Raw genomic sequence first — 26,674 nt, 5'->3', positions numbered from 1 at the left:
GCGCCCGCTTTTTTCATGAGCCGCCGCAAGGCGTTGGTGGCTGTGGGGTGTCAGGACGCCGCCGTCGTGATAGGCCTTGGCCGGGTGTCGCCGGCCGCAGCCGGCGCGATGGATTTGGACGGAGATCGAGATGACGAAGGTAGCGTTCCTGGGCCTCGGCGTGATGGGCTATCCGATGGCGCGGCATCTGCAGGCGAAGGGCCACGAGGTGACCGTCTACAATCGCAACGCCGCCAAGTCCGCCAAGTGGGTCGCCGAGTTCGGCGGCCGCGCCGCCGCGACGCCGAAGGAGGCGGCGGAGGGCCAGGACATCGTGTTCGCCTGCGTCGGCAACGACAATGACCTGCGCGCTGTCACCATCGGAGCGGACGGCGCCTTTGCCGGACTGGCCGCCGGCGCCGTCTTCGTCGATCACACCACCGCTTCCGCCGAAGTCGCGCGCGAACTGCACGCGGAAGCCGAGAAGCGCGGCTTCGCCTTCATCGACGCGCCGGTCTCGGGCGGCCAGGCGGGCGCCGAGAACGGCGTTCTGACGGTGATGTGCGGCGGCGATTCCGAGCCCTTCGCCCGCGTCGAACCGGTCATCCGCAGCTATGCCCGCGCCTGCCAGTTGCTCGGCCCCGTCGGCTCCGGCCAGCTCGCCAAGATGATGAACCAGATCTGCATCGCCGGCATCGTCCAGGGCCTGGCCGAGGCGCTGCATTTCGGCAAGCGCGCCGGCCTCGACGTCGAGGCGGTGGTCGAGGTGATCTCGAAGGGCGCGGCGCAGTCCTGGCAGATGGAGAACCGCTACAAGACGATGAATGCCGGCCAGTTCGAGTTCGGCTTCGCCGTCGACTGGATGCGCAAGGACCTCGGCATCTGCCTCGACGAGGCGCGCAACAATGGCGCGAAGCTGCCGCTGACGGCGCTGGTCGACCAGTTCTATGGCGACGTCCAGGCCATGGGCGGCAATCGCTGGGACACGTCGAGCTTGATTGCCCGGCTCGAGAAGTAGTCGTCTCCGAGGCCGGCTTGGCTCGCTTGGGTTAACCGCCCGTTATCCTTGTGCGGACGCGTGCGGTGTTCCCGTTTTGGTCGCTGCTCGTGCTCTCTGCTCTGGCGTCATCCCCGCGAAGGCGGGGATCCATGCAGCCGAGAATTTGGGAGTTTCGCGCTCCGGGCAACCCGGCGGCATGGATCCCGGGTCTTCGCCCGGGATGACGGCGAGGGTGGGGAGGCGTGGGCGCCGCGCTCCCGACCAAGCAGACGAATGGAAGAGCCAGCCCTCAAACGCGGGCGTAAATGTCCTCGATGCGGACGATGTCGTCCTCGCCGAGATAGGAGCCCGTCTGCACCTCGATCAGTTCGAGGGGGATCTTGCCGGGGTTGGCGACGCGGTGGATGGCGCCGAGCGGCAGGTAGATCGACTCGTTCTCGTTCACCGTGCGGACGGTGTCGTTCAGCGTCACCTCGGCGGTGCCGCGCACCACGACCCAGTGCTCGGCGCGGTGGTGGTGCTTCTGCAGCGAGAGCTTGGCGCCCGGCTCCACGACGATCTTCTTCACATGGAAGCGGTCCCCCCGGCAGATCGTCTGGTAGGTGCCCCACGGGCGGTGGATCTTGATGTGCTCGTTGGCCTCGTTGCGCTTTTCCGCCTTGAGGCTGGCGACCAGGTGCTTGACGTCCTGGGCGCGGTCGGAAGGCATGATCAGGATCGCGTCCTCGGAGGCGACGACGGTCATGTTGTCGAGGCCGATGCCGGTGACGAGCGGGCCCTCGGAATGGATGAAGGCGTTCTGGCTGTCGATCAGCGCGACCGGGCCGGTGGTGACGTTGCCGTGCTCGCCGGGCGAGCGGCTGTCGCGCACCGCGTCCCAGCTGCCGATGTCGGACCACGAGAAGCGGCCCTCGATCACGGCGGCGCGGTCGGTGCGCTCCAGCACGGCGTAGTCGATCGACTTCGCCGGCATGGCGACGAAGCTCTTCTCCTCGAGACGGATGAAGCCGAGGTCTTCATGCGCGCCGGCGATCGTTTTATCGGCGCCGGCGGCGATCTCGGGCTCGAACTTCGCCGCTTCCGCCAGCATCAGCGCCGCCGGGAAGATGAAATTGCCGGAGTTCCACAGATAGCCCTCGGCAACGTAGCGCCCGGCGGTCTCTCGGTCGGGCTTCTCGACGAAGGAGGTGACGGCGAAGGCGCCCGGCGTGCCGAGCGGCTTGCCCGGCTTGATGTAGCCATAGCTGGTGCGCGGCTCGGTCGGCGTGATGCCGAAGGTGACGATATGGCCTTCCTCTGCGGCGGCCGCGCCATCGAGGCAGGCCTGCTGGAACAGCGCGACGTCCGGCACGAGATGGTCGGCGGCGAGCGCCAGCACGAGGCAGTCGTCGCCATAGAGCTTCTGCGCATAGCGGGCGGCGACGATCAGCGCGGCGGCGGAATCGCGTCGCGCCGGCTCAAGGATGATGGTCGGGTTGACGCCGATCTCGGCCGCCTGGCGGCGGGCGAAGAAGCGGAAGGCATCGGCGGTGATGACGATCGGATCGGTGCCGCCGGCGCTCTTCGGCGGCAGTCGCAGCAGCGTGTCCTGGTAGAAGGTGCGCTCGGAACCGAGGGCGAGGAATTGCTTCGGCATGCTGTCGCGCGAAATCGGCCAGAGGCGTGTTCCCGATCCTCCCGCCAGAATCACCGGAACAATCTTGGAAACTGCCATAGTCATAGCCTCTTGGACGCTGCGCGCGTTTCGTGCGCTTCTGCCGGGGGGACCCGCCGAGTTGCAGGATCTTGCATGGCGGGGGTTACCAATTCAACGCGCGGCCCGCTCCGGAGTTCGGTCCGGCCCGGCCGATTGGGAATATTCTTTCCGAATGGTTGCGGTGGCGGCAGGTGGCCCGCCGCGCGGGAGGCGGGCGGACTGGCGGCCTGCGGCGCGATTGAGGGCGAGCCAGAGATGAGCGGTGCCGCGTCCGCCGCGCGCCAGCGCCCGCAGCCCGGCATGGATGTCGTGCGGCGAGGTGGTGGCGTCGATCACCATCAGGATGTCGTCGGCATGGCGGACCCAGAACAGCGTGTCGACCGTCGGCAGCAGGGCCGGGCTGTCGATCACGACATGGTCGTAGTTCTGCCGAGCCGTTTGCAGCAGCCCGGACAGCGAGCCCGATTCGAGCAGCGCGTCGACATTGCAGCGCGGATCGCCGGGGCCGGCGGCGACGGCAAGATGGGGCGTGAGCTCGTCGACGACGAGCCTGTCCGGGCCGCGGCTGGCGAGCAGGTCGGCGAGTCCGTGCCGGCGTTCGAGATCGAGCGCGGCATGCACCTCCGGCTGGCGGAGATTGCCGTCGATCAGCAGCGTCCTGCGGCCGGAAAGCGCCAGGCAGCGGGCCAGCGAGATCGCCGTTTGCGTCGCGCCCTCGCCGGGCAGCGCCGCGGTGACGAGTACGACCCGAGCCGAGCCGAGCGCCAGCCGGCCGCCGGAAGGCGCGAGGTCGAGCGCCAACCGCAATCGCCGGATCGCCACGGCATAGGCGGAGCCGGGATGGTCGAGAACCTCGGTCGCCGGCTTCTCGCCGGGGCGGTCGGCGCGCGGGGCGATCGGCGGCAGGGCGGCGAGCACGGGGACGCCGGCGAAATCCTCGAGGGCTGCCTCGTCGGCGAAGCCGCCGGCGAGCCGGTCGCGCAGGATCGCCGCCGCCGCGCCAAGCATCAACGACAGGGCCAGCGCCAGCGTGGCGATCAGCGGTTCGTCGGGCGATGCCGGTGTGGAGGGCGGCAGGGCGGGCGAGACGATGCGGCTGTCGGGAAGCTGGAGGTCGATTTCGGCGGTCGCGGCGGTCGAGGAGGTGGTGAGCTTGTCGACGACGAGGCGCAGCGCGGCCGCGTCGCCCTCGACCTCCCGGAAATGCTGCACGATCTCGGCCGGAATGTCAGGGTCGGCGAGCCGCTGGCTGAGCCGGGCGCGCAGTTCCGCCTCGTTTTGTTGCGCGGCCCCGGCTTCCGCCGCGATGCGGGCGATGACGGACTGGGCTTCCTTGTCGATCTGGCGGTCGAGCTGGGCGAGCTTCGCCGCCGTCTCGGCGCTGTCGGCAGGCTCCGGCCCCTGCCGGAGCGCTGCGGCCTGCGCGTTGAGGCGCACCATGCGGTCGGAATTCAGTTCGGCGATCAGCGCGTCCCACTCGCGCTTGCGGGCGCGCTCGCGCGAGCGGCCGGCGAGCGCGTCATAGCGCAGGCGGTTCGCCTCCTGCTCCTTGATGGCCGCGCGGATCTCCGAGAGCTCCGTGCGCAGTTCCGCATCCTCGATGGTGCCGATGCTGTCGTCGAGGAAGCTGTCGAGCTTGCGGTCCATCTCGCGCAGTGCGGCGCGGGCGCTTTCGAGCTGCTGGGCCAGCCGCTTCTGGACGTCGGCGGCGAAATCGACCTTGGCGCGGATCTGCGCGTCGATATAGGCGGCGGCCAGCGCATTGGCGATCCGTGCCGCCTTGGCGGGATCCTGCGAGCGGGCGGCCACCTCGATGACATAGGTGGCGCCGCGCCGCGAGATGGCGATGGCGGGGCCGAGGCGTCGCAGCGTCTGCCGTGCCGCCTGCTCGGCAGAAGGCGGCGGTGTCTCCATGCCGGCGAGGCTCCTGAGGCGGATCGCCCAGCCCGGCCGTGGCGTGAATTCGGGATCGCGCGCGAGATCCAGCTTTTCGACTACCGCAAGCAGCACGCCGGGCGAGCGGAGGATCTCCACCTCGCTTTCGACCCGCGCGGCATCTGCCGGCCGGCCGGCGCCGCTGCGGTCGGCGTCGAGGACGCTATGCTGCCATGGGTCCACGATGACGAGCGCCGAAGCCTTGTAGGTCGGCGTGACCCAAAAGAGGACGAGAGCGGTCAGGAGGTTGATGGTGACGACGACGGCGAGGAAAGTCCACCATTGTCGGCGCAGCAGGCGGAGCAGGCGCCAGGGATCGAACCCATCCGCCCGGAATGCCGGCGCGGAGGCCGGTCCGGCTGCAGGCGTTGCCAAGGCGGCCTGCTCGTCTTCGAAGGCGAGGCGCGGGCCCCTGCCGTCCAGCATGCTCATGCCCCCCAATCCTGGCCATCTCATCCGGAGGCGCCTTGGCGCGCAAATGGATCGGCTGCCGAATTTAAGGTGACGTAACGGAAACATTGAGTCAACGAGGACGGATGCGACGGAGGCCCGCATTGCGAACAAAACGGGAAACATGCTCCAATCCGGGACGATCCCGCCTTTGATTCGACGGAACCACCGATTTCCATGACGGCTGCCCATCTCGCCCGGCTGAACGACGACCAGCGCCGCGCCGTCGAATTCGGCGTCACCACGCCGGAACGCGGGCCGCTGCTGGTGATCGCCGGCGCAGGTTCCGGCAAGACCAACACGCTCGCGCACCGGGTCGCGCATCTGATCCTGAACGGCGCCGACCCGCGCCGCATCCTGCTGATGACCTTTTCGCGCCGCGCGGCGAGCGAGATGGCGAAGCGGGTCGAGCGCATCGCGGCCGGGGTGATGGGATCGAAGGGCGGTGTGCTCACCGACGCGCTCGCCTGGTCCGGCACGTTCCATGGCATCGGCGCGAAGATCCTGCGCGAGCATGCGCAGTGGATCGGCCTCGATCCGGCCTTCACCATCCATGACCGCGAGGATTCGGCCGACCTCATGAACCTGGTCCGGCACGAGCGCGGCCTGTCGAAGAAGGAGAGCCGCTTTCCCGCCAAGGGCACCTGCCTCGCCATCTATTCGCGCGTCGTCAATGCCGAGACGACGCTCGACGAGGTACTGGTCAAGGTCTTCCCCTGCGCCATGTGGAAGGACGAGCTGAAGGCGCTGTTCGCCGCCTATGTCGAGGCGAAGCAGGCGCAGAATGTGCTCGATTACGACGACCTGCTGCTCTACTGGGCCTATCTGATGGCCGAGCCGTCGATCTCGGGCGAGATCGCCGCCCGCTTCGACCATGTGCTGGTCGACGAATACCAGGACACCAATCGGCTCCAGGCCTCCGTGCTGCTTGGGCTGAAGCCGAAGGGGGAGGGGCTGACGGTCGTCGGCGACGACGCCCAGTCGATCTATTCGTTTCGGGCCGCCACGGTGCGCAACATCCTCGATTTTCCCGGCCACTTTTCGCCGGCGGCCGAGATCGTCACGCTGGAGCGGAACTATCGCTCGACCCAGCCGATCCTCGCCGCCGCCAACGGCGTCATCGGGCTGGCGACGGAGCGCTTCACCAAGAACCTCTGGACCGAGCGGGCGAGCGGCGACAAGCCCCAGCTCGTCACCGTGCGCGGCGAGGCAGAGCAGGCGCGCTATGTCGTCGAGACGGTGCTGGAGGCGCGCGAGCGCGGCGTGGCGCTGAAGGAGCAGGCGGTGATGTTCCGCGCCGCGCACCATTCCGGCCCGCTCGAATTCGAGCTGACCCGGCGCAACATCCCGTTCGTCAAGTTCGGCGGACTGAAGTTCCTGGACGCGGCGCATGTGAAGGACCTGCTCGCGGTCTTACGCTTCGTCGAGAACCCGCGCGACCGCGTCGCCGGATTTCGCGTCGCGCAATTGCTGCCGGGCGTCGGGCCGGGCACGGCCGGCAAGATGCTCGACGCCATGACGGGCGCGGTCGATCCGGTTGCGGCGCTTGTCGAGTTCAAGCCGCCGCAGAAGACGGCGGCCGACTGGCCGGCCTTCGTCGAGATGGTTGGCGCGCTGCGCGGACGGGGCATGGGCTGGCCGGCCGAGATCGAGGCGGTGCGCAACTGGTACGAGCCGCATCTGGAGCGCATCCACGAGGACGCGACGGTGCGGCTTGCCGATCTCGTGCAACTGGAGCAGATCGCTGCCGGTTTTTCCTCGCGCGAGCGTTTCCTGACCGAGCTGACGCTCGATCCGCCGGATGCCACCAGCGGCGAGGCCGGCGTGCCGCTGCTCGACGAGGATTATCTTGTCCTCTCCACCATCCATTCGGCCAAGGGGCAGGAATGGAAATCGGTGTTCGTGCTGAACGTCGTTGACGGCTGCATGCCGATCGACCTCTCGACCGGCACGGCGGAGGAGATTGAGGAGGAGCGGCGGCTGCTCTATGTCGCGATGACACGGGCGAAGGACGAACTGCACCTCGTCATGCCGCAGCGCTTTTTCGTCACGCAGCAGACGCGCGGCGGCGACCGCCATGTCTATGCGACGCGCACCCGCTTCATCCCGTCCGCCATCATCGGTCTGTTCCAGCAGGTGATCTGGCCGCCGGCGCCAAGCGAGGCGCCCGGCGCCGCCGCCCAGCCGCGCGTGCCGGTCGACATCGCCGCCAAGATGCGCGGCATGTGGAAGTAGGGGCTCCTATGCCGGTGCAAGGCACCGCCCCTCATCATCCTGAGGAGGCCCGAAGGGCCGTCTCGAAGGACGCAGTGCGGCAGCGCCACGGCCCTTCACCTCTCCCATGGGGAGAGGTCGGAGCGAAGCTCCGGGTGAGGGGGTAGGGAAACACCCGGAGAGGCCGTAAACCCTCACCCGCCGCACTGCGTGCGTCGACCTCTCCCTTAGGGAGAGGTGAAGGACAGCGCCCCTCCTTTGGGCGAAGCGCCGTCGGCTCCCTCTCCCGCACGCGGGAGAGGGCTGGGGTGAGGGCCTTACTGTCGCTCGATTTCACGCGTCCGGCAGGCAGACGCGCAGGCGGTGGCCGTCGGGATCGAGGGCGACGAAGGTCGGGCCAAAGTCGAGTTCGGTCAGTTCCTGCTCGATCCGGAGCCCGCGCTGCCGCCAGTCGGCATAGAGCGTGTCGATCTTCGCCTTGTTCTCGACCATGAAGACGATCTCGCCATTGGCGCCGTTCGCCGTCGCGCTGGTGGCGGGCTTCGCCTGGGCGCGGCCCCAGAGGCCGAGCGTCATGCCGTTGTCGAGCGGCAGGGCGGCGAAATTGGGCGACGCGTTCATCGCCGGCTGGCCGAGCAGGTCGCCATAGAAGGCGGCGCTGGCCGCAGTGTCCTTCACATAGAGCAGGATCATGTTCGGGGTCGTCGTCATGGTGTTGCCTCCGTTGTCGATGGAGGCAGGTTACGCGATCCTGCTGTCAGTTTATGGCAGCATGGATGGGTGATTGATGCCCTCGGCGATCTTCCACTCCTTCAGCAGGACCTGCCGCCGGCGCGGGTAGCGCGTTTCCGTGACGACGAGTTCGGCCATCCGCTCGGTGCGGAAATGGCGAAAATCCTGACGGGTCTCGCACCAGGCGACGAGCACGCGGACCTTCTCGAAGAAGCCGAGCGCGAAGGGCCAGACCGTGCGCCGCGACCCGGCGCCAACGGCGTCGGTATAGGCGAAGGAAAGTTTGCGCTCTCGGCGGATCGCGGCGCGGATGTCGGCAAGATCGACGCCGGGCGTCTCGGCCGAACTCGTCCCCACCAGCAGCGCCGAACTGTCGAGATCCTCGCGCAGATCCTGAGGCAACACGGCGGCGATCTTGGCGAGCGCATTGCCGGCGGCGAGCGCCAGGCGTGGATCGGCGCGCTTCGAGACCCAGCGCGAGCCGAGCACCAGCGCCTCGATCTCGTCCTCCGAAAACATCAGCGGCGGCAGCATGAAGCCGGGCTTCAGGATGTAGCCGATGCCGGCCTCGCCCTCGATCGAGGCGCCTTGCGCCTGCAGCGTGGCGATGTCGCGATAGAGGGTGCGCAGGCTGACGCCGAGTTCGCCGGCCAGAACCTGTCCGCTCACCGGCCGGCGATGCCGGCGCAGGATCTGGATCAGGTCAAGCAGGCGTTGCGAACGGGACATGAAAGGCTCCTCGCACGCCATGATGCCACATATTGGCAGCATTGGCGCGGGCGGGCAGCCCACTGCTCAAGCAAGACCCTCACCCAAGCCTCTCCCGCAAGCGGGCGAGGGCTTTGGCCGGCGGGCTGCATCAGCCGCAGAGGCACTTGCGGAGGACCGAGGGGCTTTCGCCCCGTCAGGCCGGATTGCCGACGCGACTAGGCCGCTTCCTCGGCCAGGAAGCCGCCCGACTGACGCCGCCAGAGCGAGGCGTAGTGGCCGTTCAGCGCCAAGAGTTCCTCATGCGTGCCGCTCTCGATGATGCGGCCCTTGTCGAGGATGATCAGCCGGTCCATCCGCGCGATCGTCGACAGCCGGTGCGCGATGGCGATCACCGTCTTGTCGGCCATCAGGCTCTCGAACTGCTCCTGGATCGCGGCCTCGACCTCCGAGTCGAGCGCCGAGGTCGCCTCGTCGAGGATCAGGATCGGCGCGTTCTTCAGGATGACGCGGGCGATCGCGATGCGCTGGCGCTGGCCGCCGGAAAGCTTGATGCCGCGCTCGCCGACATGCGCCTCATAGCCAGTGCGCCCGCGCCAGTCCTCCAGATTGCCGATGAACTCGTGCGCATGCGCCCGCCGCGCCGCTTCCTCGACGCCGTTCAGCGTGACATGCGGCTGGCCGTAACGGATGTTATCGAGGATCGAGCGGTGCAGCAGCGACGTGTCCTGCGTCACGACGGAGATCTGCTCGCGCAGGCTCTCCTGGGTGACGCGGGCGATGTCCTGGCCGTCGATCAGGATACGGCCGCCCTCGAGGTCGAAGAAGCGTAGCAGCAGGTTGACCAGCGTCGACTTGCCAGCGCCGGAGCGACCGACCAGGCCGATCTTCTCGCCCGGTTTGATGGTGAGCGACAGGTCGTCGATGATGCCGCCGGAGCGGCCATAGTTGAAGTTGATGTGGTCGAAGACGATGCCGCCCTTGGCGACCTTCAGTTCCTCGGCGCCGGGGCGGTCGGTCAGGCGCAACGGCTTGGCGATCGACATCATGCCTTCCTGCACGGCGCCGATGTTCTCGAAGATCGCGGTGACCTGCTGGGCGACGAAGCCGGCGATGTTGGCGATCTGCCAGGTCAAGGGCAGCACCATGGCGACGATGCCGACCTCGATCAGCCCGATCGACCAGAGCCGCACGGCGATGGCGCCGGTGGAAACGACGAGGACGGCGTTGTTGAGCGCCAGGGCCAGGCCGAACAGGGTGATCAGTCGCAGCTGTCCGCGGAAGACGCTGGTGTGATAGTCGACCGCCTCGCGGACATAGTCGTCCTCCTCGCGGGCGCGGCCGAACAGCTTGACCGTGATGATATTCGTGTAGCTGTCGACGATGCGGCCGGTGATCAGCGAGCGCGCCTCCGACATCTCGACCGAGCGTCCCTTCAGGCGCGGCACGAAGATCCGGAGCAGCGTCACATAGCAGGCGAACCAGACGATCGTCGGCAGCATCAGCCAGGGATTGTTGTGGCCGAGCAGCACCAGGGCGCTGGTGCCGTAGACGGCGATGTACCAGACGGCGTTGATCGAGGAGACGGCGCTGTCGCGCACGGAAACGCCGGTCTGCATGACGCGGGTGGCGATGCGGCCGGCGAAATCATGCTGGAAGAACGACCAGCTCTGCCGCACCACGTGCCAGTGGCTCTGCCAGCGGATCAGGTTGGTGAAGCCCGACGCGATGATCTGGTTGGTGATCAGGTTCTGCACGAAGATTGCGACCGGGCGCACCAGCAGCATGAACAGCGCCATGCCGGCGAGCACGTGCCAGTGCTCGTTGACGAGCGCGGCCGGCGAGACCTGGCTCAGAAGCGTCACCAGCCGGCCGATGAAGAACGGGATGGTGGCGTCGAGCAGCGCGACGGTCAGCCCGGCGAGCAGCAGGGCGACGAAATACCAGCGCACCTGGCGGATGAAGAACCAGTAGAAGGCGACAAGGCGATCCGGCGGCTCTCCGGGCATGCCATGGGCAGTGGCCGGAATCCGTTCTTCGAAATAGCGGAACATGATGATCTCGACGGCAGGCGTGTGGGTGCAAGCGGGGCGAACGTCGCGGCGCAGAAGCGGGGCGATGAACGCGTCCGGGCATGGGGAAACGGACCCGGGCGTCGTTGGGGAAGGATGCTAGCCTGATTTGTGGCGATTCTTAAGCCATATTGCCCTTCTATTGTCCGCCGAAGACTAAATTCGATCGCAGCGGGCTGCCGGAAATAATCCGGCTCGACGGCGCGCTTCTCTCGCCGTGGCCCGCGCTCGGCGCCTACGGCTTCAGGGTGCACGGCTTCATGGCGCAAGCCTGGGAAGTTCGCCTGTCGCGCGATTGACTCTTGCCCGGTTTGGAGTCGTATTAGATAGAACAAAACAGGAACAATACGATTGGGCAGGACAGCGACGGACGACGATGAGCACGGCGAAGGCGACCCTTTCCGCATTGCGACAGCGCATTGCCGCGATCGAGACGACGGCGAGATCCGCGCCGCCGGGCGAGATCGCGCAGGACGTCTGCACGCCAGTCATGTCGTCGCGCGCCGGCCGTATCACGCTCGACCGGGACGAGGTCGACGCCGCGCTGGGAGGAGGGCTGGCGCGCGGCGCGCTGCATGAAATCCTCGCCGCCTCGGGCGCCGACAATATTGCCGCCTCCGGCTTCTCGCTGGCCCTGGCGCTGGCCGCCGCCCCGGCCGGGCGGCCGATTGTCTGGGTGCGGCAGGATTATGCGGCAAGGGAGGGCGGCGAGCTTCATGCCGATGGCTTGCAGGCGCTCGGTCTCGATCCGGCAGCCCTGATTCTCGTGCAGTTGCGCGATCCCCTCGCCGTGCTGCGCGCCGGCGGTGAGGCGGCGCGCTGCGGCGCGCTTGGCGCTGTCATCCTCGAGCCCTGGGGCGAGCCGAAGGCGCTCGACCTGACGACGCAGCGCCGCTTCGCGCTGGCGGCGGAGGCGTCCGGCGTCACTGTCCTGCTGCTTCGCCCCGGCGCGCGGCCGATGCCGGGTGCTGCGGAAACCCGCTGGCTTGTGCGCTCCGGGCCGGCGATGCCGATGGCGATGAACGCGCCCGGCCATCCGACTTTCGACCTGACCTTGTTGCGCCATCGCCATGGCCCGCCCGGCGGGCCCTGGCGGCTGGAGTGGAACCGCGATGACAAACTCTTCAAGCGACCGGCGCTATTGCGCGATCCGGCTGCCCTTTCTCGCATCGAACCGGCTCCGCACCCTGCCGAACGCGCCCCATTCCGGCTTGCCGGCTGATCAGCCGCTTCTGATCGTCGACAAGGTGAAGGGCGCGCTCGCCCTCGCGGCCCCCGACCCGGCGGCGTTGCGGCAGGGGCTTGCCCCCGGCCTGACGCTGGCCGAGGCGCGGGCGCGCGTCTCCGGCCTGGTGGTGGCCGAGCACGATCCGGTGGCCGATGACGATCTGGTCGAGCGGATCGCCGACTGGTGCGATCGCTACACGCCGCTGGTCGCCCGCCATGGCGAGCGCGGGCTGATGCTCGACATCACCGGCGTCGCCCATCTCTTCAGGGGCGAGGCGGCGCTGCTCGACGACCTGCTGACGCGGCTCTCCGGGTTGGGGTTGACCGCGCTTGGCGCGATCGCCGGGGCGCCGGCCACGGCGCGGGCGCTCGCCCGCTCGGAAGCGCGCGTGGTCATTCCGCCCGGCCGCGAGGCCGAGGCCGTGCGGCCCCTGCCGATCACCGCGCTCGGGCTCGATCCGGCGCGGCTGCAGGCGCTGGCCCGCGCCGGCCTGAAGACGGTCGCCGACCTGATCGACCGGCCGCGCGCGCCGCTTGCCGCCCGCTTCGGCGCCGATTGCGTCGAGCGACTGGAACGGCTCGCCGGCATCGCCGAGCATCCGATCTCGCCGCGCCGGCCGGTGCCGGTGGCGCTGGCCGAGCGCATCTTCTTCCAGCCGATCGCCCATGCCGACGATATCGAGGCGACGCTTGCCCGCCTCGCCGTCGATGTCGCCTCGCTGCTGGAGGCGCGGGGCGAGGGCGGCCGCAGCTTCGAGGCGAGCTTCTATCGCGTCGATGGCGTCGTGCGGCGGATCGAGGTCGCGACCGCCCGTCCGAACCGGGCGCCGAAGGCGATCGCGCGACTGTTTCACGAGAAACTCGATGCGCTGTCCGATCCGCTCGATGCCGGCTTCGGCTTCGACCTGATCCGGCTCGGCGCCTTTCGCACCGAGCCTTTCGGGGCGGTGCAGGCGAGCCTCGACGGCCATGCGCTCGACGACGAGGTGGTCGCCGATCTCATCGACCGGCTCGGCGCACGCTTTGGGCCGGAACGGGTGCAGGGTTTCGTGCCCGCCGATACGCATATTCCGGAGCAGCGGGCGCGGCGGGTGCCGGTCTTCACCATGGGCGCCAACACCGCCCAGTGGGAGGAAGCGCCGGAGGTGGGCGAGCCGCCCTTGCGGCCGCTCAGCCTGTTCGATCCGCCCGAGCCGGTCGAGGCGCTGGGCGAGGTGCCGGACGGACCGCCGCTCTCCTTCCGCTGGCGCCGCGTGCTGCATCAGGTGGCCCGCGCCGAAGGGCCGGAGCGGATCGCGCCGGAATGGTGGCGCGATGGCGAAAGCACGTCCGACCGCGACTATTTTCGCGTCGAGGACAGGAACGGTTGCCGCTTCTGGCTCTATCGCGAGGGGTTTTACGCCGCCGACCGGCCGCAGCCGCGCTGGTTCCTGCACGGGCTGTTCGCATGAGAAAGGAAGCAAGCCCCTCACCCAACCCTCTCCCGCTCGCGGGAGAGGGCCTTGTCGCACACAGCGGGGCGACAAGCGCAGACGATCCCCCTCTCCCGCGAGCGGGAGAGGGCTGGGGTGAGGGCTCTTCAAGCCACACACAGACGGCAAAGACCCCATGAGCGCCTATGCCGAACTCGCGACCATGTCGAACTTCTCCTTCCTGGAAGGCGGCTCGCATGCGGCCGAGTTGATCATCCAGGCGCATGGACTGGGGCTGAAGGGGATCGGCATCGCCGACCGCAACACCTTCGCCGGCATCGTCCGCGCCCATGACGCCTGGGGCAGCGAGGACTATGGCAATGTGCGCGCCGCCGGCTTTCGCCTCGTTGTCGGCGTCCGCCTCGTCTTCCGCGATGGCACGCCGGATATCCTTGCCTATCCCAGGGATCTCGCCGCCTATGGCCGGCTCTGCCAGTTACTCAGCTTCGGCAAGCGCCGGGCGCCGAAGGGTGAATGCCACCTCGATTTCGGGGATCTCGCGGCGCATGCGGAGGGTTCGCTTTTCATCCTGATGCCGCCCGCCAGGCTGGCCGGCGACCTCGGCGCGGCGCTCGGCCGGCTCGCCGTCCTGGCGCCGGGTCGGACCTGGCTCGCCGCCGTGCTCTATCGCGGCGGCTCCGACCGGCGCCGCCTCGCCACGCTTTCCGCGCTCGCCTGGGACCACCGCGTCCGCCTGATCGCCGTCAACGACGTGCTCTATCACGCTCCGGAACGGCGGCCGCTGCAGGATATCCTGACCTGCATCCGCGAGAAGACGACGATCGAGAAGGCGGGGCGGCGGCTCGCGATGAATGCCGAGCGACACCTGAAGCCGGGCGTCGAGATCGAACGCCTGTTTCGCGACTTTCCCGGCGCCGTGGCGGAGGCGGCGCGCTTTCTCGGCCAGATCCGCTTCACCCTCGACGAGATAGAATACGAGTATCCGCACGAGACGGTGCCGGAGGGGATGACGCCGCAGGCGCATCTGGAGGCACTGGCGCGGGAGGGCGCGCGAAAGCGCTATCCGGACGGCGTTCCGGCGTCGGTCACGGCGACCCTCGACAAGGAACTCGCCATGATCGGGTCGCTCGGCTACGCGCCCTATTTCCTGACCGTGCACGACATCGTGGCGTTCGCGACCGGGCGCGGCATCCTCTGCCAGGGGCGGGGTTCCGCCGCCAATTCCGCCGTCTGCTATTGCCTCGGCGTCACCTCGGTCGACCCGAGCCAGTACCAGCTGCTGTTCGAGCGCTTCCTTTCGCCCGAGCGCAAGGAGCCGCCCGACATCGACGTCGATTTCGAGCATGAGCGGCGCGAGGAGGTGATCCAGTACATCTATGGGCGCTATGGCCGCGACCGCGCCGCCATCTGCGGCACGGTGATCGCCTACCGGACGAAGAGCGCGATCCGCGAGGTCGGCAAGGCGATGGGCCTGTCGGAGGACGTCATCCTGGCGCTCGGCGGCACGGTCTGGGGCGGCGGCTGGGGTTCGGCCGTGCAGGACAAGCACATTCGCGACGCCGGCCTCGACCCGCGAAACCCGATGATCGAGCGCGTGGTCAAGCTGGCGATGGAGCTGCGCGGCTTTCCGCGCCATCTTTCGCAGCATGTCGGCGGCTTCGTGCTGACGGAAAAGCTCCTGAACGACCTCGTGCCGAGCGGCCCGGCGGTGATGAAGGACCGAAGCTTCATCGAATGGGACAAGGACGACATCGACACCGTCAGGATGATGAAGGTCGATATCCTCGCGCTCGGTATGCTGACCTGCATCCGCAAGGCGTTCGATCTGATCGAGGAGGCGGGCGGAGCGCGCCATGCGCTGCACACCATCCCCTGGGAGGATCCGGCCGTCTACGACATGCTCTGCACGGGCGACTCGATCGGCGTCTTCCAGGTCGAGAGCCGGGCGCAGATGAACATGCTGCCGCGTCTTCGCCCGCGCGAGTTCTACGACCTCGTCATCCAGGTTGCGATCGTACGCCCCGGGCCGATCCAGGGCGACATGGTGCATCCCTATCTGCGCCGCCGGCAGGGGATCGAGGACGTCACTTTCCCGTCGCCGTCGCCCGAGCACGGCCCGGCCGATGAGCTGAAGCAGGTGCTGGGGCGGACGCTCGGCGTGCCGCTGTTCCAGGAGCAGGCGATGAGCCTCGCCATGGTGGCGGCGCGCTTCTCGCCCTCCGACGCCAACGGGCTGCGCCGCGCCATGGCGACGTTCCGCCATCTCGGCACCATGCACAAATACGAGACCATGATGGTCGAGGGCATGGTCCGGCGCGGCTATGAGCGCGAATTCGCCGAGCGCTGCTTCAATCAGATCAAGGGCTTCGGCGAATATGGCTTTCCCGAAAGCCATGCCGCGAGCTTCGCTCGCCTCGTCTATGTCTCGGCCTGGATCAAGTGCCACCACCCGGCCGCCTTCGCCGCGGCGCTGCTGAACTCGCAGCCGATGGGCTTTTATGCGCCGGCGCAGATTGTTCGCGATGCCGCCGATCACGGCGTGCCGATCCGGCCGGTCGATGTCAATGCGAGTCTCTGGGACAACACGCTGGAGCCGACGGAGGCGGGGCTGGCGCTCAGGCTCGGCTTCCGCCAGATCGACGGCTTTCGCGAGGCGTGGGCGGAGGCGATCGCGGCGCGGCGTGGCGCGGGCTTCGTGGCGATGGACGATCTCGTGCGTCATACCGGGCTGGAGCGGCGTGCCTATGAAAAGCTCGCCGATGCTGACGCGCTGCGTTCGCTCGGGCTCGACCGGCGGCAGGGGCTCTGGGAAGTGCGCCGCCTGCCGAGTTCCGAAATCCTGCCGCTCTTCGCCGCCGCCGACGCGGCCGAGCTCGGCCGCGAGCAGGATGCGCCGCTGCCGGTCATGCCGCTTTCCGAGCATGTCGTCGCCGATTACCAGACGCTGCGGCTGTCGCTGAAGGCGCATCCGATGAGCTTCTTGCGCGAGCGCTACACCCGTGAACGGATCCTGTCCGCGGCGGCGATCACGGCGCTCCGGGATGGCGATTTTGCGCAAACGGCCGGCGTCGTTCTGGTGCGCCAGCGGCCGGGCAAGGGCAATGTCGTGTTCATGACGCTGGAGGACGAGACCGGCATCGTCAATGTCGTCGTCTGGACGCGGCTGTTCGACACCTTCCGCCGCACCATCATCGGCGCCAAGCTGGTTCTGGTCGAGGGCAACATCCAGAAAAGCCCGGAGGGCATCGTCCATCTGGTGGCGAAGCGGCTGGTCGATCGCACCGCCGACCTGGACCAGCTCGCCGAGGACCGCCGGCCGCGGCTTGATCCCGGCCGCGCCGACGAATTCGCCCACCCGAGTCGCCCGAGCCACCCCGGCAGCCACCCGCGCAACGTCCGCATCATCCCGAAATCGCGGGATTTTCACTGAGGGCGGCGGGGCGTTGGACAATATTTCCTGCGCGCCGGTGGCAGCCACAAGCTCCCGGCATCCCTGCGAAAGCAGGGATCCACCCAGCCGGATTATATGCCGCGCGGAGCTCTCCAGCGCGCATCGACATGGATCCCTGCTTTCACAGGGATGACGGCCGAGTGTGGTCTCACATGGCGCCAAGGCGGTCGTGTCGACCGTCTGCCTCGTCGCCTCTCCCTCGGGGAGAGGTGATCCAAGGGGATCCCGAGACCGCCGGCGCGCCTCAGTGCTCCAGGTCGTAGACGAAGATGCCGTCAACGCCGCCTTCGGCCGCGGCGACGATCGCCGCGCCGACCTTGGCGTGTTCCTCGTCGGCCAGATACTGGTCGCGTGCCGCAGCGTCGCGGAAGGTGACGATGAAGCCTTCCGAAAACCCCTTGTCGAGGCCTTCCGGGCTCATGTTGTTGCCGACGAAGATGTTGATCAGGCCGTCGATCCGGGGCCGGAGCGCCAGCAGCCCGTCGAGGATCGCGACCTTGGTCGCGGCGGTGGTGTCGGCGCGGTAGTGGATGAAGACGCAGTGGGTGATCATGATTCTTGGTTTCCTCCGTTGGTCGTAGGATAGGCAGCGCCGGGGATGAACGTCACCTGTCGTGAACGCCGCATCGGAGCAAGGCCCGCGCCGAACCCTCTCCTGCAAGCGGCGAGGGGAGGCGGCCGGCGATCGTCGCGGGCAGCGCGATCCGGTCCGCCGGCTCGTCCGGCTGCCGCGCCGCTGAAAAAAAGCCCCTCCCACGCGTGCGGGAGGGGCTAGGCGGTGGGGGCTTCCTGACCCGGGAGCCTATTCGGCGGCGATCCGCAATTCCTTGTGCAGCGCCGGCGTGGTGTTCGACGGCTCGTGGCCGTCGGTCGGCTCGTCGGTCTCGTTCGGCGCGAACGCCTTGTGGAACAGGCGGCCGACGAGATGCGAGAGGTCGTCCATGATCGTGTAGACGGACGGGATGAAGACGAGCGACAGGATCGTCGACAGGAACAGTCCGCCCATCACCGCGATTGCCATCGGCGCGCGGAATTCGCCGCCCTCGCCGAGCGCCAGCGCCGCCGGCATCATGCCAGCGCCCATGGCGATGGTCGTCATCACGATCGGCCGGGCGCGCTTGCGGCCGGCGTCGATGATCGCCTCCTTGCGGCTCATGCCGTGCTTGACCTGCTCGACCGCGAAATCGACCAGCATGATCGCATTCTTGGTGACGATGCCCATCAGCATCAGCATGCCGATGATGACCGGCATCGAGAAGGCGTTGTTGGTGAGCAGCAGCGCCGCCACCACGCCGCCGATCGACAGCGGCAGCGAGGCGAGGATGGTCAGCGGCTGGAACACGCTGTTGAACAGGATGATCAGCACGACGAAGACCAGCAGGATGCCGGAGCCCATGGCGACGCCGAAGGCGGAGAATACCTCGGCCTGCGCCTCGGCATCGCCGGTCTCCTGCAGGTGGACGCCATCGGGGAAGTTCTTGACGACGTCCATCGTCTTGATCCGCTCCGTGCCCTGGCCCGAGGTGAAGCCGTGCGCCATGTCGGTGCCGACCTTGACCAGACGTTCGCGGTCGTAGCGCTCGATCGTCGCCGGGCCCTGGCCGAAGCCGACATCGGCGACGGTCGCGAGCGGCACCGAGCCGCCGGCGGGCAGCGGCACGCGCAGCGCCGACAGCACAGACAGATCGGAGCGGGCGACGCGGTCGAGCTCCACCCGGATCGGGACCTGGCGGCCGTCGACCGTGAACTTGGCGAGGTTGGCGTCGGCATCGCCCGTGGTGGCGACGCGGATCGTCTCCGAGATCCGGTCGGGCGCGATGCCGAGCGCCGAGGCTTCGTCGAGCTTCGGCACGATGCGGATTTCCGGACGCGCGAAGGAGGAGAGCGCGACCGGGTTCAGGAACATCGGATCGGCCTTCATCGCCGCCTCGAGATCGCTCGAGGCGGTCGCGACGGCGTCGCCGTTCGGGCCGGTGACGGCGATCGTCGTTTCGCGGTCGCCGCGTTCGTTGACGACGTAGAAGCGGATGTCGGGGATGCCGGAAAGGACGGAAGCGATCACCGGCTTCATGTCCTTCTGGCTGATGGTGCGTTCCGCCTTCGGCACCAGTTCGACGATGACGGCGGCGCGGCGGGTCTCCAGCGTGCCGGTCGGCGAGGTGCCGCCCATGACGAAGACGCTGCGGATCTGGGGCAACTGCCCGAGCGCGGCGGCGATCCTGTCGGTGGTGACGGTGGTCTCGTCGAGCCCGGTGCCCGGCGGCAGCTCGACCGAGACCATCAGCCGGCCTTCGTCGCCCTCCGGGATGAACTCGGACGGCAGCAGGCCGGTGGCCCAGATCGACACGGCGAAGGTGGCGATGCCGATCGCGAGCGTCACCCAGCGCATGCCGCGGGCAAGCGTGCCGCGCAGTAGCGCCGTATACATCCGCATCACCAGCCCGTCATGCTCCTCGGCCGGATGCGGCTGGCCGAGCCAGGCGCGCAGCAGGGCGAAGCCGGCGGCGAAGGCGAGCGCGCCGAGCGCGATCTTGGTCCAGCCGGTGGCGGCGATCCGTTCGGACAGGGTGCCGAGTAGCGGCACGCCGACGAGCGCCTCGCCGGAGATCTGCAGCACGAGCGCGCCGAGGCCGACGACCACGGCGACGGGGATGACCGCGCGCAGCCGGCGGCCGAGATCGTTCAGGAAGCCGCCATAGACGGGCTGGCCGTCCGAACCGTCGCCAACATAGGGCGCGCGCATGAAATAGGCGGCCATCATCGGCGTGATCAGGCGGGCGACGAGCAGCGAGAAGAACACCGCAATCGCCACCGTCAGGCCGAACTGCTTGAAGTACTGGCCGGCGATGCCACCCATGAACGACACCGGCGCGAAGATCGCCATGATCGTCGTCGAGATGGCGATGACGGCGAGGCCGATCTCGTCGGCCGCTTCCAGCGCCGCGCGATAGGGCTTCTTGCCCATGCGGGTATGGCGGACGATGTTCTCGATCTCGACGATGGCGTCGTCGACGAGGATGCCCGTCACCAGCGTGATGCCGAGAAGGCTGACGAGGTTGAGCGAGAAGCCCAGCATCGACAGCGCCCAGAAGGTCGGGATCGCCGAAAGCGGCAGGGCGACCGCCGCGACCAGCGTCGCGCGCCAGTCGCGCAGGAACAGCAGCACGACGAGGATGGCGAGGATCGATCCCTCATAGAGGGTATCCATCGCGCTTTCGTAGTTGCCGTAGGTGTAGTGGACGGTGTTGTCGATGATCGAGAAGGTGACGTCGGGATGCGCCTTGCCGATCTCGGCGATCTTGGCGCCGACGACATCGGCGACCGAGGCATCGCTGGCGCCCTTGGCGCGATAGACGGCGAGCGCCACGACCGGCTTGCCGTCCAGGCGGGCGAAAGACTTCGGCTCTTCCCAATGGTCCGCGACGGTGCCGAGATTGCCGAGCCGGACCTCGCGGCCGCCGGAGATGACGATCCGCGCATTGGCGAGATCCTCTATCGACTTGGCGCCGGCGAGCGTGCGGATGGTCTGTTCCTGGCTGCCGACTTCGCCCTTGCCGCCGGCGAGATCGACATTGGTGATCTGGAGCTGGCGGTTGACGTCGGCGGCCGTGACGCCGAGCGCCATCAGCCGGTCCGGATCGAGGCGGATCTGGATCTCGCGGGTGACGCCGCCCATGCGCTCGACGCGGCCGACGCCCTTCAGCGCCTGCAGGTCGCGGATGACCTGGTCGTCGATGAACCAGGAAAGCTGCTCCGGCGACATGGTGGGCGCCAGCGCGCCATAGGTGAGGATCGACTGGCTCTCGACGTCGATGCGCTGGACGATCGGCTCGTCGACCGTGCGGGGCAGGTCGCCACGGATCTTGGCGATCGCGTCCTTCACGTCGTTCAGCGCCCGGTCGGTATTGACCTCGAGGCGGAACTCGATCGCCGTCGTGGACTGGCCGTCGGTGATGGTCGAGGAGACGTGCTTGACGCCGGTTATGGACGCGACCGCGTCCTCGACCTTCTTGGTGACCTGCGTCTCCAGCTCGGCCGGCGCCGTGCCGGCGTCGGTGACGGTGACGGAGACCAGCGGCACGTCGATGTTGGGGAAGCGCGTGATCGGCAGCCCCATGAAGGAGACGATGCCGAAGGCGCAGAGTACGACGAAGAGAAGGATGGGCGGAACCGGATTGCGGATCGCCCAGGCGGAGAAGTTCCAGCTCATCCCTTCGCTCCCTCGCTCTGGGTCTCGTGCTTGGCCTCGCCCTTGGTTTCGTCCTGGGCCTCGACCGGGGTGACGGCGTCGCCGTCGCGCACGAAGGTGCCGGCGCGCAGCACGACGGCCTCGCCGGCGACGACGCCGTCGACCACCTCGACCAGGCCGCGACCGGAAATGCCGGTCTTGATCGGCCGCGTCTGGATCTTGCCGTCGACGACGACCTGCGTCGTGGCCTCGCCGGCCGTGGTGACGACGGCCGACACCGGGATCGCCACGACCTCGCGGCGGGCCAGCTCGACCGTGCCGCGCGCGAAGGCGCCGGCATTGACCTTGACGTCGGCCGGCAGCGCGACGCGCAGGCGGCCGAGGCGGCTGGTATTGTCGATGCGTGGCGCCACGAGGCGGACGGAACCCTGGATGCCTTCCGGCGCGCCCTGCACGGTGACCTTGACCGGCTGGCCGACGGCGATCTGCGCCAGCTCGGCTTCCGGCACCTGGGCTTCGAGCTCGATGGCGCCATCCTCGGCGAGGCGGAACAGCGGCTCGCCGCCGCCGGAAACGATGGCGCCGATGCGGGCCGAGCGCGACAGCACCAGGCCGTCGGTCGGCGCCTTGATCTCGGTCTTGGCGACGCGCAGCTGCAATTCGCGCCGCTGCGCCTCGGTCAGCGCCTTGTCGGCCTCGGCCAGCGCCAGGCCCTGGGCGGCGGCGTCGCGGCGGGCGGCCGCTGTCTTGGCGGTCGATTCCCGGAGGTCGAGCGCGTCCTGGGCGACGATGCCCTTGGTCTTCAGCGACTGGCCGCGATCGAAGGCGGCGTTGGCCTGCGCCTCGACGGCGGTCGCCTCGGCGATCTGGCTCTTCGCCTGGGCGATCGCCGCGTCGTTGCGCGCGAGCGACGACGCGTTCTGCGCGAGCTGGACGTCCAGCATGTCGGTCGAAAGCCGCGCCAGCACCTGGCCCGCTTTGACGTGGTCGCCTTCCTCGGCCGAAAGGTCGGTCAGCCGGTAGCCGTCGAGATCGACGCCGACCAGCACCTCTTCGCGCGGCACCAGCGAGCCGACGACGATGGCGGTCTGGACGACCTCCTTACGCGCGGCCGGGATGACCGTGATCGCCGGCGGCTTGGGGGCTTCCGCAGCGGGCTTCGGTTCGTTCGCCGAGGCCGAGAACATCGATTCCGGCAAGGCGAGCGCGCCTGCGGCGATGGCGGCGACGAAGGCGGCGGAGGCCGCGAGACGGGTCATGCGCTTCATGGTTCGTTCGGCCGCTTCTGGCGGCCCCTCTGGTCAGGCTGGCACGGGCGGTCTCACGCCGCCGTCATGCCGCTCAGGCTTTCATTCCCAAAACGCCGGCGACGAGCCGCCGCAGCAGCGGCTCCACCCGGGCGAGCGATAGGTCTGGGTCATTGATCTGGCGCAGGGCGATGCCGTCCACGGCCGCCTGCAGCATGCTGATCGTGGCGTCTAGATCCTCGATCGGCGGCATCTCGCCCTTCTCGATCGCCTCCTCGAAGACTTCGCGCATGATGTCGCGCACGCTGTCGTCGATCTGCGCGAAGCGTTTGCCGATCTCGGAATTGCGCAGGCTTTCGGCGCTGATCTCTGCCATCAGCTCGCAGGCGCCGGGATCTCGCATATAGCCGAAATAGCCCATGGCGCAGCCGATCAGCCGGTCGAGAAGCGGGCCGGGGCCGCGCATGGCCTGGACGATCTCCGCCGCCCCGCAACGTTCGTCCTGGGCGATCGCCTCGATGATCGCTTCCTTGGACGGGAAGTAGCGATAGAGCCCGCCGGGGCTCATCTTCGCTTCGAGGCAGATCTCCTGCATCGAGGCGCCGCGAAACCCGGAACGCGCGAAACAGGTGCGCGCCGCGTCGAGGATCTGCGCGCGGCGGGCATCCTGCGCGGCTTCGCGCGGTGCGGAGGCGGTCGTGTCCGGTTGGGCGAGGACGGTCATGGGCACCCGAAAAATACTGCGAATGAATGTTCGCTCGCAGCAAGTGCGGTTGGTCTGCCCCTAAGTCAAGGAGCGGGCAACGGTGCCTATTCGATTTTTCCGGGAGCCGGCGATTCTGCGGCAATTCCGTCACAGCCGGCGGCGGTGGGTCTCGCACCGGCTGAAGAGAGCAGGCGAATGCGTCCGATCTGAGGCTGTCACCTGGCTGTTGTTCTTGGCCGCCGGATGCGGTCGGCTCCGGGCGGTCCGATGCATTTTCCGCTGAAATCACCTAGACAGAATGCTCCGCCACGGCCGAAGGCCGGGCGGGAGGGAGAGATGCCTGGGGAGGCAAGGGTGGAGACAATCGACCGCGAACTGGCGGCGTGGCTGGTGCGCGCCGGTCTGGTGGAGGACGGGGCCGATATCGTCGTGGAGCCGCTCACCGGCGGCGTGGCGTCCGACATCTGGCAGGTGCGGGCGCGGGGACGCAGCTTCGCCATCAAGCGGGCGCTGGCGAAGCTTCGCGTGGCGCGGGACTGGCGGGCGCCGGTATCGCGCAATGGCAACGAGGTGGAATGGCTGCTGGAGGCCGGCCGCATCGTGCCGGATGCCGTGCCGCATGTGCTGGCGCATGACGCCACCGTCGGCGCCTTCGCCATGGATTATCTGGAGCCGGAGGATCATCCGGTCTGGAAGGCCGAACTGCGGGCAGGGCGGGTCGATCCGGTCTTTGCCGCCGCCGTCGGCCGTGCCATCGCCGCCATCCATGGCGCGACGGCGCATTCGCCGGAGATCGCCGCCCGCTTCGATACCGATTCGATCTTCCATTCGATCCGGCTCGAGCCCTATCTCGAGGCGACGGCCGAGGCGCATCCCGATCTCGCGCCGCAATTGATGTCGCTGTCGCGCGACACGCTCGCGACCAAGATCGCGCTGGTGCATGGCGACGTCAGCCCGAAGAACATTCTGGTCGGTCCGAACGGGCCGGTCTTCCTCGACGCCGAATGCGCCTGGTATGGTGACCCGGCCTTCGACCTCGCCTTCTGCCTGAACCACATGCTGTTGAAATGCCTCTGGGTTCCGGCCAGCCGCGCCGGCTATCTCGCCTCGTTCGATGCGCTTGCTGGCGCCTATCTCGCCGCCGTCGGCTGGGAGCCGCGGGAACAGATCGAGGCGCGCGCCGCGCGCCTGCTGCCGGGCCTGTTCCTGGCGCGCGTCGACGGCAAGTCGCCGGCCGAATACGTCACCACGGAAGCCGACAAGGATCGCGTGCGCCGCGTCGCCCGTCCCCGGATCGCCAACCCGCCGCCGACGCTCGCCACCATTCGCGACGCCTGGGAAGAGGAACTTACGAAGTGAACGACACGACGATTCGCAAGGTCATCGGCCGCCGCGTCTGGGATTCGCGCGGCCGGCCCACGGTCGAGGCCGAGGTCCAGCTCGCCTCCGGCGCCATCGGTCGCGCCATCGCGCCGGCCGGCGCTTCGACCGGCACCGGCGAGGCGGTCGATCTCCGCGATGGCGGCGACCGTTTCGGCGGTCATGACGTCACCCGCGCCGTCGCGTCCGTCCAGGGCGAGATCGCCCGCGCCCTTGCCGGCAGGGACGCTTTCGACCAGGCCGCCGTCGACGCCGCGCTGATCGCCCTCGACGGCACGCCCAACAAGGGCCGCCTTGGCGGCAACGCGCTGATCGCAACCTCGATGGCGGTGTTGCATGCCGCCGCCGCCGGTGCCGGCCAGCCGCTCTGGCGCTATCTCGCCGGTGGCAGGAGGGTCCGAATCCCGGTGCCGGAGATCCAGATCTTTGGCGGCGGCGCGCATGCGGCGCGGCGCGTCGACGTGCAGGATTTCATGCTCATCTGCCCCGGCGCTTCCTCCTTCGCCGAGGCGCTCGACTGGACCGCCGAGGTCTATCGCGCCGCCGGCCTGCGGATGAAGAAGGCAGGCAAGCTGCAGGGAGTCGCCGATGAGGGCGGCTTCTGGCCGGCCTTCAACTCCAATGAAGAGGCGCTCGACGAACTGGTAGGGGCGATCGCCGATGCCGGCTTCACGCCCGGTCCGGATGTCGGAATCTCGCTCGACATCGCCGCGTCCGAGTTTGGCCGCGACGGCCGCTACAAGCTGGCGCTCGACGATAGCGAGCTCGATACCGGCGGCATGATAGACCTGCTCGGCCGCTGGCTCGACGCCTATCCGATCCTGTCGATCGAGGATCCCGTCGCCGAGGACGACGAGGCCGGCTTCCTCGCCTTCACCGAGCGCTATGGCGACCGCTGCCAGGTGATCGGCGACGACTTCCTGGTGACGAACGCGGCCCGCGTCGACACTGCGGCGGCGAGGGGCTCGGCGACTGCCGTGCTGGTCAAGCCGAACCAGGCGGGCACCGTCACCGAGACCAAGGCGGCGCTGGATGCTGGTAAGAGGGCGGGCTTCGGCACCATCGTCTCGGCCCGCTCGGGCGAGACCGAGGATGTCACCATCGTGCATCTCGCCGTCGGCTGGGATGCCGGCCAGTTCAAGGTCGGCTCGTTCTCCCGCTCGGAGCGGATGGCGAAATGGAACGAGATGCTGCGCGTCGAGGAAGCACTCGGCGCCGATGCGGTCTATGCCGGCAAAGCGGCGCTTGGCCTGCGTAAGGCGGTGTGAGCAGATCCCTCACGATCGGGCCTCGCCTTCACCTCTCCCGTGGGGGGGCGCAGGCCGGCGGGTGAGGGCGTAGGGAACCATCCGGAGAGGCCGTAGGCTCCTCACCCGGAGCTTCGCTCCGACCTCTCCCTCAGGGAGAGGTGAAGGATAGCGGCAGCGTTCATACAAAAAGGGCCTCCGGCCGCATATGCGGCCGGAGGCCCGCTTTGAAGAGAAGCTTTAATCAGTACGTCGCGCGGCCGCCCGAAAGGTCGAACACGGCGCCGGTGGTGAACGAGCATTCCTCGCTGGCGAGCCAGGTCAGGATGGCGGCGGCCTCCTCGACCTTGCCGAAGCGGCCCATCGGGATCTTCGACAGCATGTAGTCGATATGCGCCTGGCTGACCTGCTGCAGGATCGGCGTGTCGATCGTCGCCGGGGTGATGGCGTTGACCGTGATGTTGTCCTTGGCGAGTTCCTTGCCGAGCGACTTGGTGAAGCCGATCACGGCCGCCTTGGACGCGGAATACGCCGACGCGGTCGGGTTGCCTTCCTTGCCGGCGATCGAGGCGACGTTGACGATGCGGCCATAGCCGTTCTTCTGCATGCGCGGAGCGACGAAGCGGTTGCAGTAGAATAGGCCGTGGACGTTGATGTCGAAGACACGCTGCCATTCGTCGATCGGATAGTCGACGACGAGCGCGTTCTTGCCGGCGACGCCGGCCGAGCAGATCAGGATGTCGATCTTGCCGAGATGGCCCTCAGCGGTCTGCACGGCGGCCTCGACCTGGTCCGCCTTGGAAATGTCGAGCTGGACACCATGCGCGTTCGGTCCGAGCGCGGCCTTGGCGGCGTCGATGCGGGCTGCGTCCACGTCCCAGATACAGACTGTTCCGCCCTCGGAGACAATGCGCTCGGCGGTCTTGAACCCGATGCCCGAAGCACCGCCGGTAACGATCGCTCCCCGACCGGAAAAACGCTTGATATCTGCCATTCGTCTTCTCTTCC

Annotated in this window: 17 protein-coding genes; 7 read left to right on the top strand and 10 right to left on the bottom strand. The window is 68.3% G+C overall.

Annotation, left to right across the window (positions count from 1 at the left end):
* The first annotated feature begins 124 nt into the window (after positions 1 to 124).
* Positions 125 to 997 (top strand): NAD(P)-dependent oxidoreductase, encoded by an 873-nt coding sequence (locus WFK98_RS24265; protein WP_336802301.1) that lies wholly within the window; start codon positions 125 to 127, stop codon positions 995 to 997.
* 271 nt (positions 998 to 1,268) lie between these two features.
* On the opposite strand, the gene WFK98_RS24260 is transcribed toward WFK98_RS24265, so the two are convergent.
* Complete coding sequence (locus tag WFK98_RS24260; protein WP_336802081.1) at positions 1,269 to 2,699, bottom strand: mannose-1-phosphate guanylyltransferase/mannose-6-phosphate isomerase; 1,431 nt, start codon at positions 2,697 to 2,699, stop codon at positions 1,269 to 1,271.
* Between the two features lie 87 nt (positions 2,700 to 2,786).
* Complete coding sequence (locus tag WFK98_RS24255) at positions 2,787 to 5,042, bottom strand: GumC family protein (protein WP_336802080.1); 2,256 nt, start codon at positions 5,040 to 5,042, stop codon at positions 2,787 to 2,789.
* Between the two features lie 195 nt (positions 5,043 to 5,237).
* Here WFK98_RS24255 and WFK98_RS24250 point away from each other — a divergent pair, with 195 nt between their 5' ends.
* Positions 5,238 to 7,295 (top strand): ATP-dependent helicase, encoded by a 2,058-nt coding sequence (locus WFK98_RS24250; RefSeq protein ID WP_336802079.1) that lies wholly within the window; start codon positions 5,238 to 5,240, stop codon positions 7,293 to 7,295.
* A gap of 312 nt (positions 7,296 to 7,607) precedes the next feature.
* Here WFK98_RS24250 and WFK98_RS24245 read toward each other — a convergent pair whose 3' ends face one another.
* The 3 genes from WFK98_RS24245 to WFK98_RS24235 all read right to left on the bottom strand — a co-directional run bounded on the left by WFK98_RS24245 (position 7,608) and on the right by WFK98_RS24235 (position 10,768).
* Positions 7,608 to 7,985 (bottom strand): VOC family protein, encoded by a 378-nt coding sequence (locus WFK98_RS24245; RefSeq protein WP_266337197.1) that lies wholly within the window; start codon positions 7,983 to 7,985, stop codon positions 7,608 to 7,610.
* A gap of 51 nt (positions 7,986 to 8,036) precedes the next feature.
* Entirely contained in the window at positions 8,037 to 8,735 is a 699-nt protein-coding gene (locus tag WFK98_RS24240; protein WP_336802078.1) for a helix-turn-helix transcriptional regulator, read from the bottom strand.
* 197 nt (positions 8,736 to 8,932) lie between these two features.
* Positions 8,933 to 10,768, bottom strand: coding sequence for an ABC transporter ATP-binding protein (locus WFK98_RS24235; protein WP_266337199.1), 1,836 nt, complete (start codon positions 10,766 to 10,768; stop codon positions 8,933 to 8,935).
* A 394-nt stretch (positions 10,769 to 11,162) separates the two neighbouring features.
* On the opposite strand from WFK98_RS24235, the gene WFK98_RS24230 reads away from it, so the two are divergent.
* The 3 genes from WFK98_RS24230 to WFK98_RS24220 all read left to right on the top strand — a co-directional run bounded on the left by WFK98_RS24230 (position 11,163) and on the right by WFK98_RS24220 (position 16,876).
* Entirely contained in the window at positions 11,163 to 12,008 is an 846-nt protein-coding gene (locus tag WFK98_RS24230) for an ImuA family protein (RefSeq protein ID WP_266337200.1), read from the top strand.
* Positions 11,899 to 13,464, top strand: coding sequence for a Y-family DNA polymerase (locus tag WFK98_RS24225; RefSeq protein WP_336802077.1), 1,566 nt, complete (start codon positions 11,899 to 11,901; stop codon positions 13,462 to 13,464). The genes WFK98_RS24230 and WFK98_RS24225 overlap by 110 nt, the downstream gene beginning before the upstream one ends.
* 157 nt (positions 13,465 to 13,621) lie before the next feature.
* Entirely contained in the window at positions 13,622 to 16,876 is a 3,255-nt protein-coding gene (locus WFK98_RS24220) for an error-prone DNA polymerase (protein WP_336802076.1), read from the top strand.
* Between the two features lie 265 nt (positions 16,877 to 17,141).
* Here the strand turns inward: WFK98_RS24220 and WFK98_RS24215 are convergent, their stop codons facing one another.
* The 4 genes from WFK98_RS24215 to WFK98_RS24200 all read right to left on the bottom strand — a co-directional run bounded on the left by WFK98_RS24215 (position 17,142) and on the right by WFK98_RS24200 (position 23,057).
* Complete coding sequence (locus tag WFK98_RS24215; RefSeq protein ID WP_266337203.1) at positions 17,142 to 17,450, bottom strand: Dabb family protein; 309 nt, start codon at positions 17,448 to 17,450, stop codon at positions 17,142 to 17,144.
* A 249-nt stretch (positions 17,451 to 17,699) separates the two neighbouring features.
* The gene (locus WFK98_RS24210; RefSeq protein ID WP_336802075.1) at positions 17,700 to 21,107 is read right to left on the bottom strand and encodes an efflux RND transporter permease subunit; all 3,408 of its coding nucleotides are present in this window, start codon (positions 21,105 to 21,107) and stop codon (positions 17,700 to 17,702) included.
* The gene (locus WFK98_RS24205; RefSeq protein ID WP_266337205.1) at positions 21,104 to 22,354 is read right to left on the bottom strand and encodes an efflux RND transporter periplasmic adaptor subunit; all 1,251 of its coding nucleotides are present in this window, start codon (positions 22,352 to 22,354) and stop codon (positions 21,104 to 21,106) included. The genes WFK98_RS24210 and WFK98_RS24205 overlap by 4 nt, the downstream gene beginning before the upstream one ends.
* Positions 22,355 to 22,427: 73 nt before the next feature.
* Entirely contained in the window at positions 22,428 to 23,057 is a 630-nt protein-coding gene (locus WFK98_RS24200) for a TetR/AcrR family transcriptional regulator (protein ID WP_336802074.1), read from the bottom strand.
* 336 nt (positions 23,058 to 23,393) lie between these two features.
* Between WFK98_RS24200 and WFK98_RS24195 the strand changes: the two genes are divergently transcribed.
* A complete protein-coding gene (locus WFK98_RS24195) occupies positions 23,394 to 24,398 on the top strand; it encodes a phosphotransferase family protein (protein WP_336802073.1) in 1,005 nt (334 codons plus the stop codon).
* Positions 24,395 to 25,687 (top strand): phosphopyruvate hydratase, encoded by a 1,293-nt coding sequence (gene eno / locus WFK98_RS24190; protein WP_336802072.1) that lies wholly within the window; start codon positions 24,395 to 24,397, stop codon positions 25,685 to 25,687. Before WFK98_RS24195 ends, eno begins: the two co-directional genes overlap by 4 nt.
* Before the next feature lie 223 nt (positions 25,688 to 25,910).
* Here eno and WFK98_RS24185 read toward each other — a convergent pair whose 3' ends face one another.
* Positions 25,911 to 26,660, bottom strand: a complete 750-nt coding sequence (locus WFK98_RS24185) for an SDR family NAD(P)-dependent oxidoreductase (protein ID WP_266337209.1) — start codon at positions 26,658 to 26,660, stop codon at positions 25,911 to 25,913.
* Positions 26,661 to 26,674 lie beyond the last annotated feature (14 nt).

The sequence above is a fragment of the Kaistia sp. MMO-174 genome, assembly GCF_037147815.1.
Lineage (GTDB): Bacteria > Pseudomonadota > Alphaproteobacteria > Rhizobiales > Kaistiaceae > Kaistia > Kaistia nematophila.
This window is presented reverse-complemented; position numbering and strand designations above follow the sequence as displayed.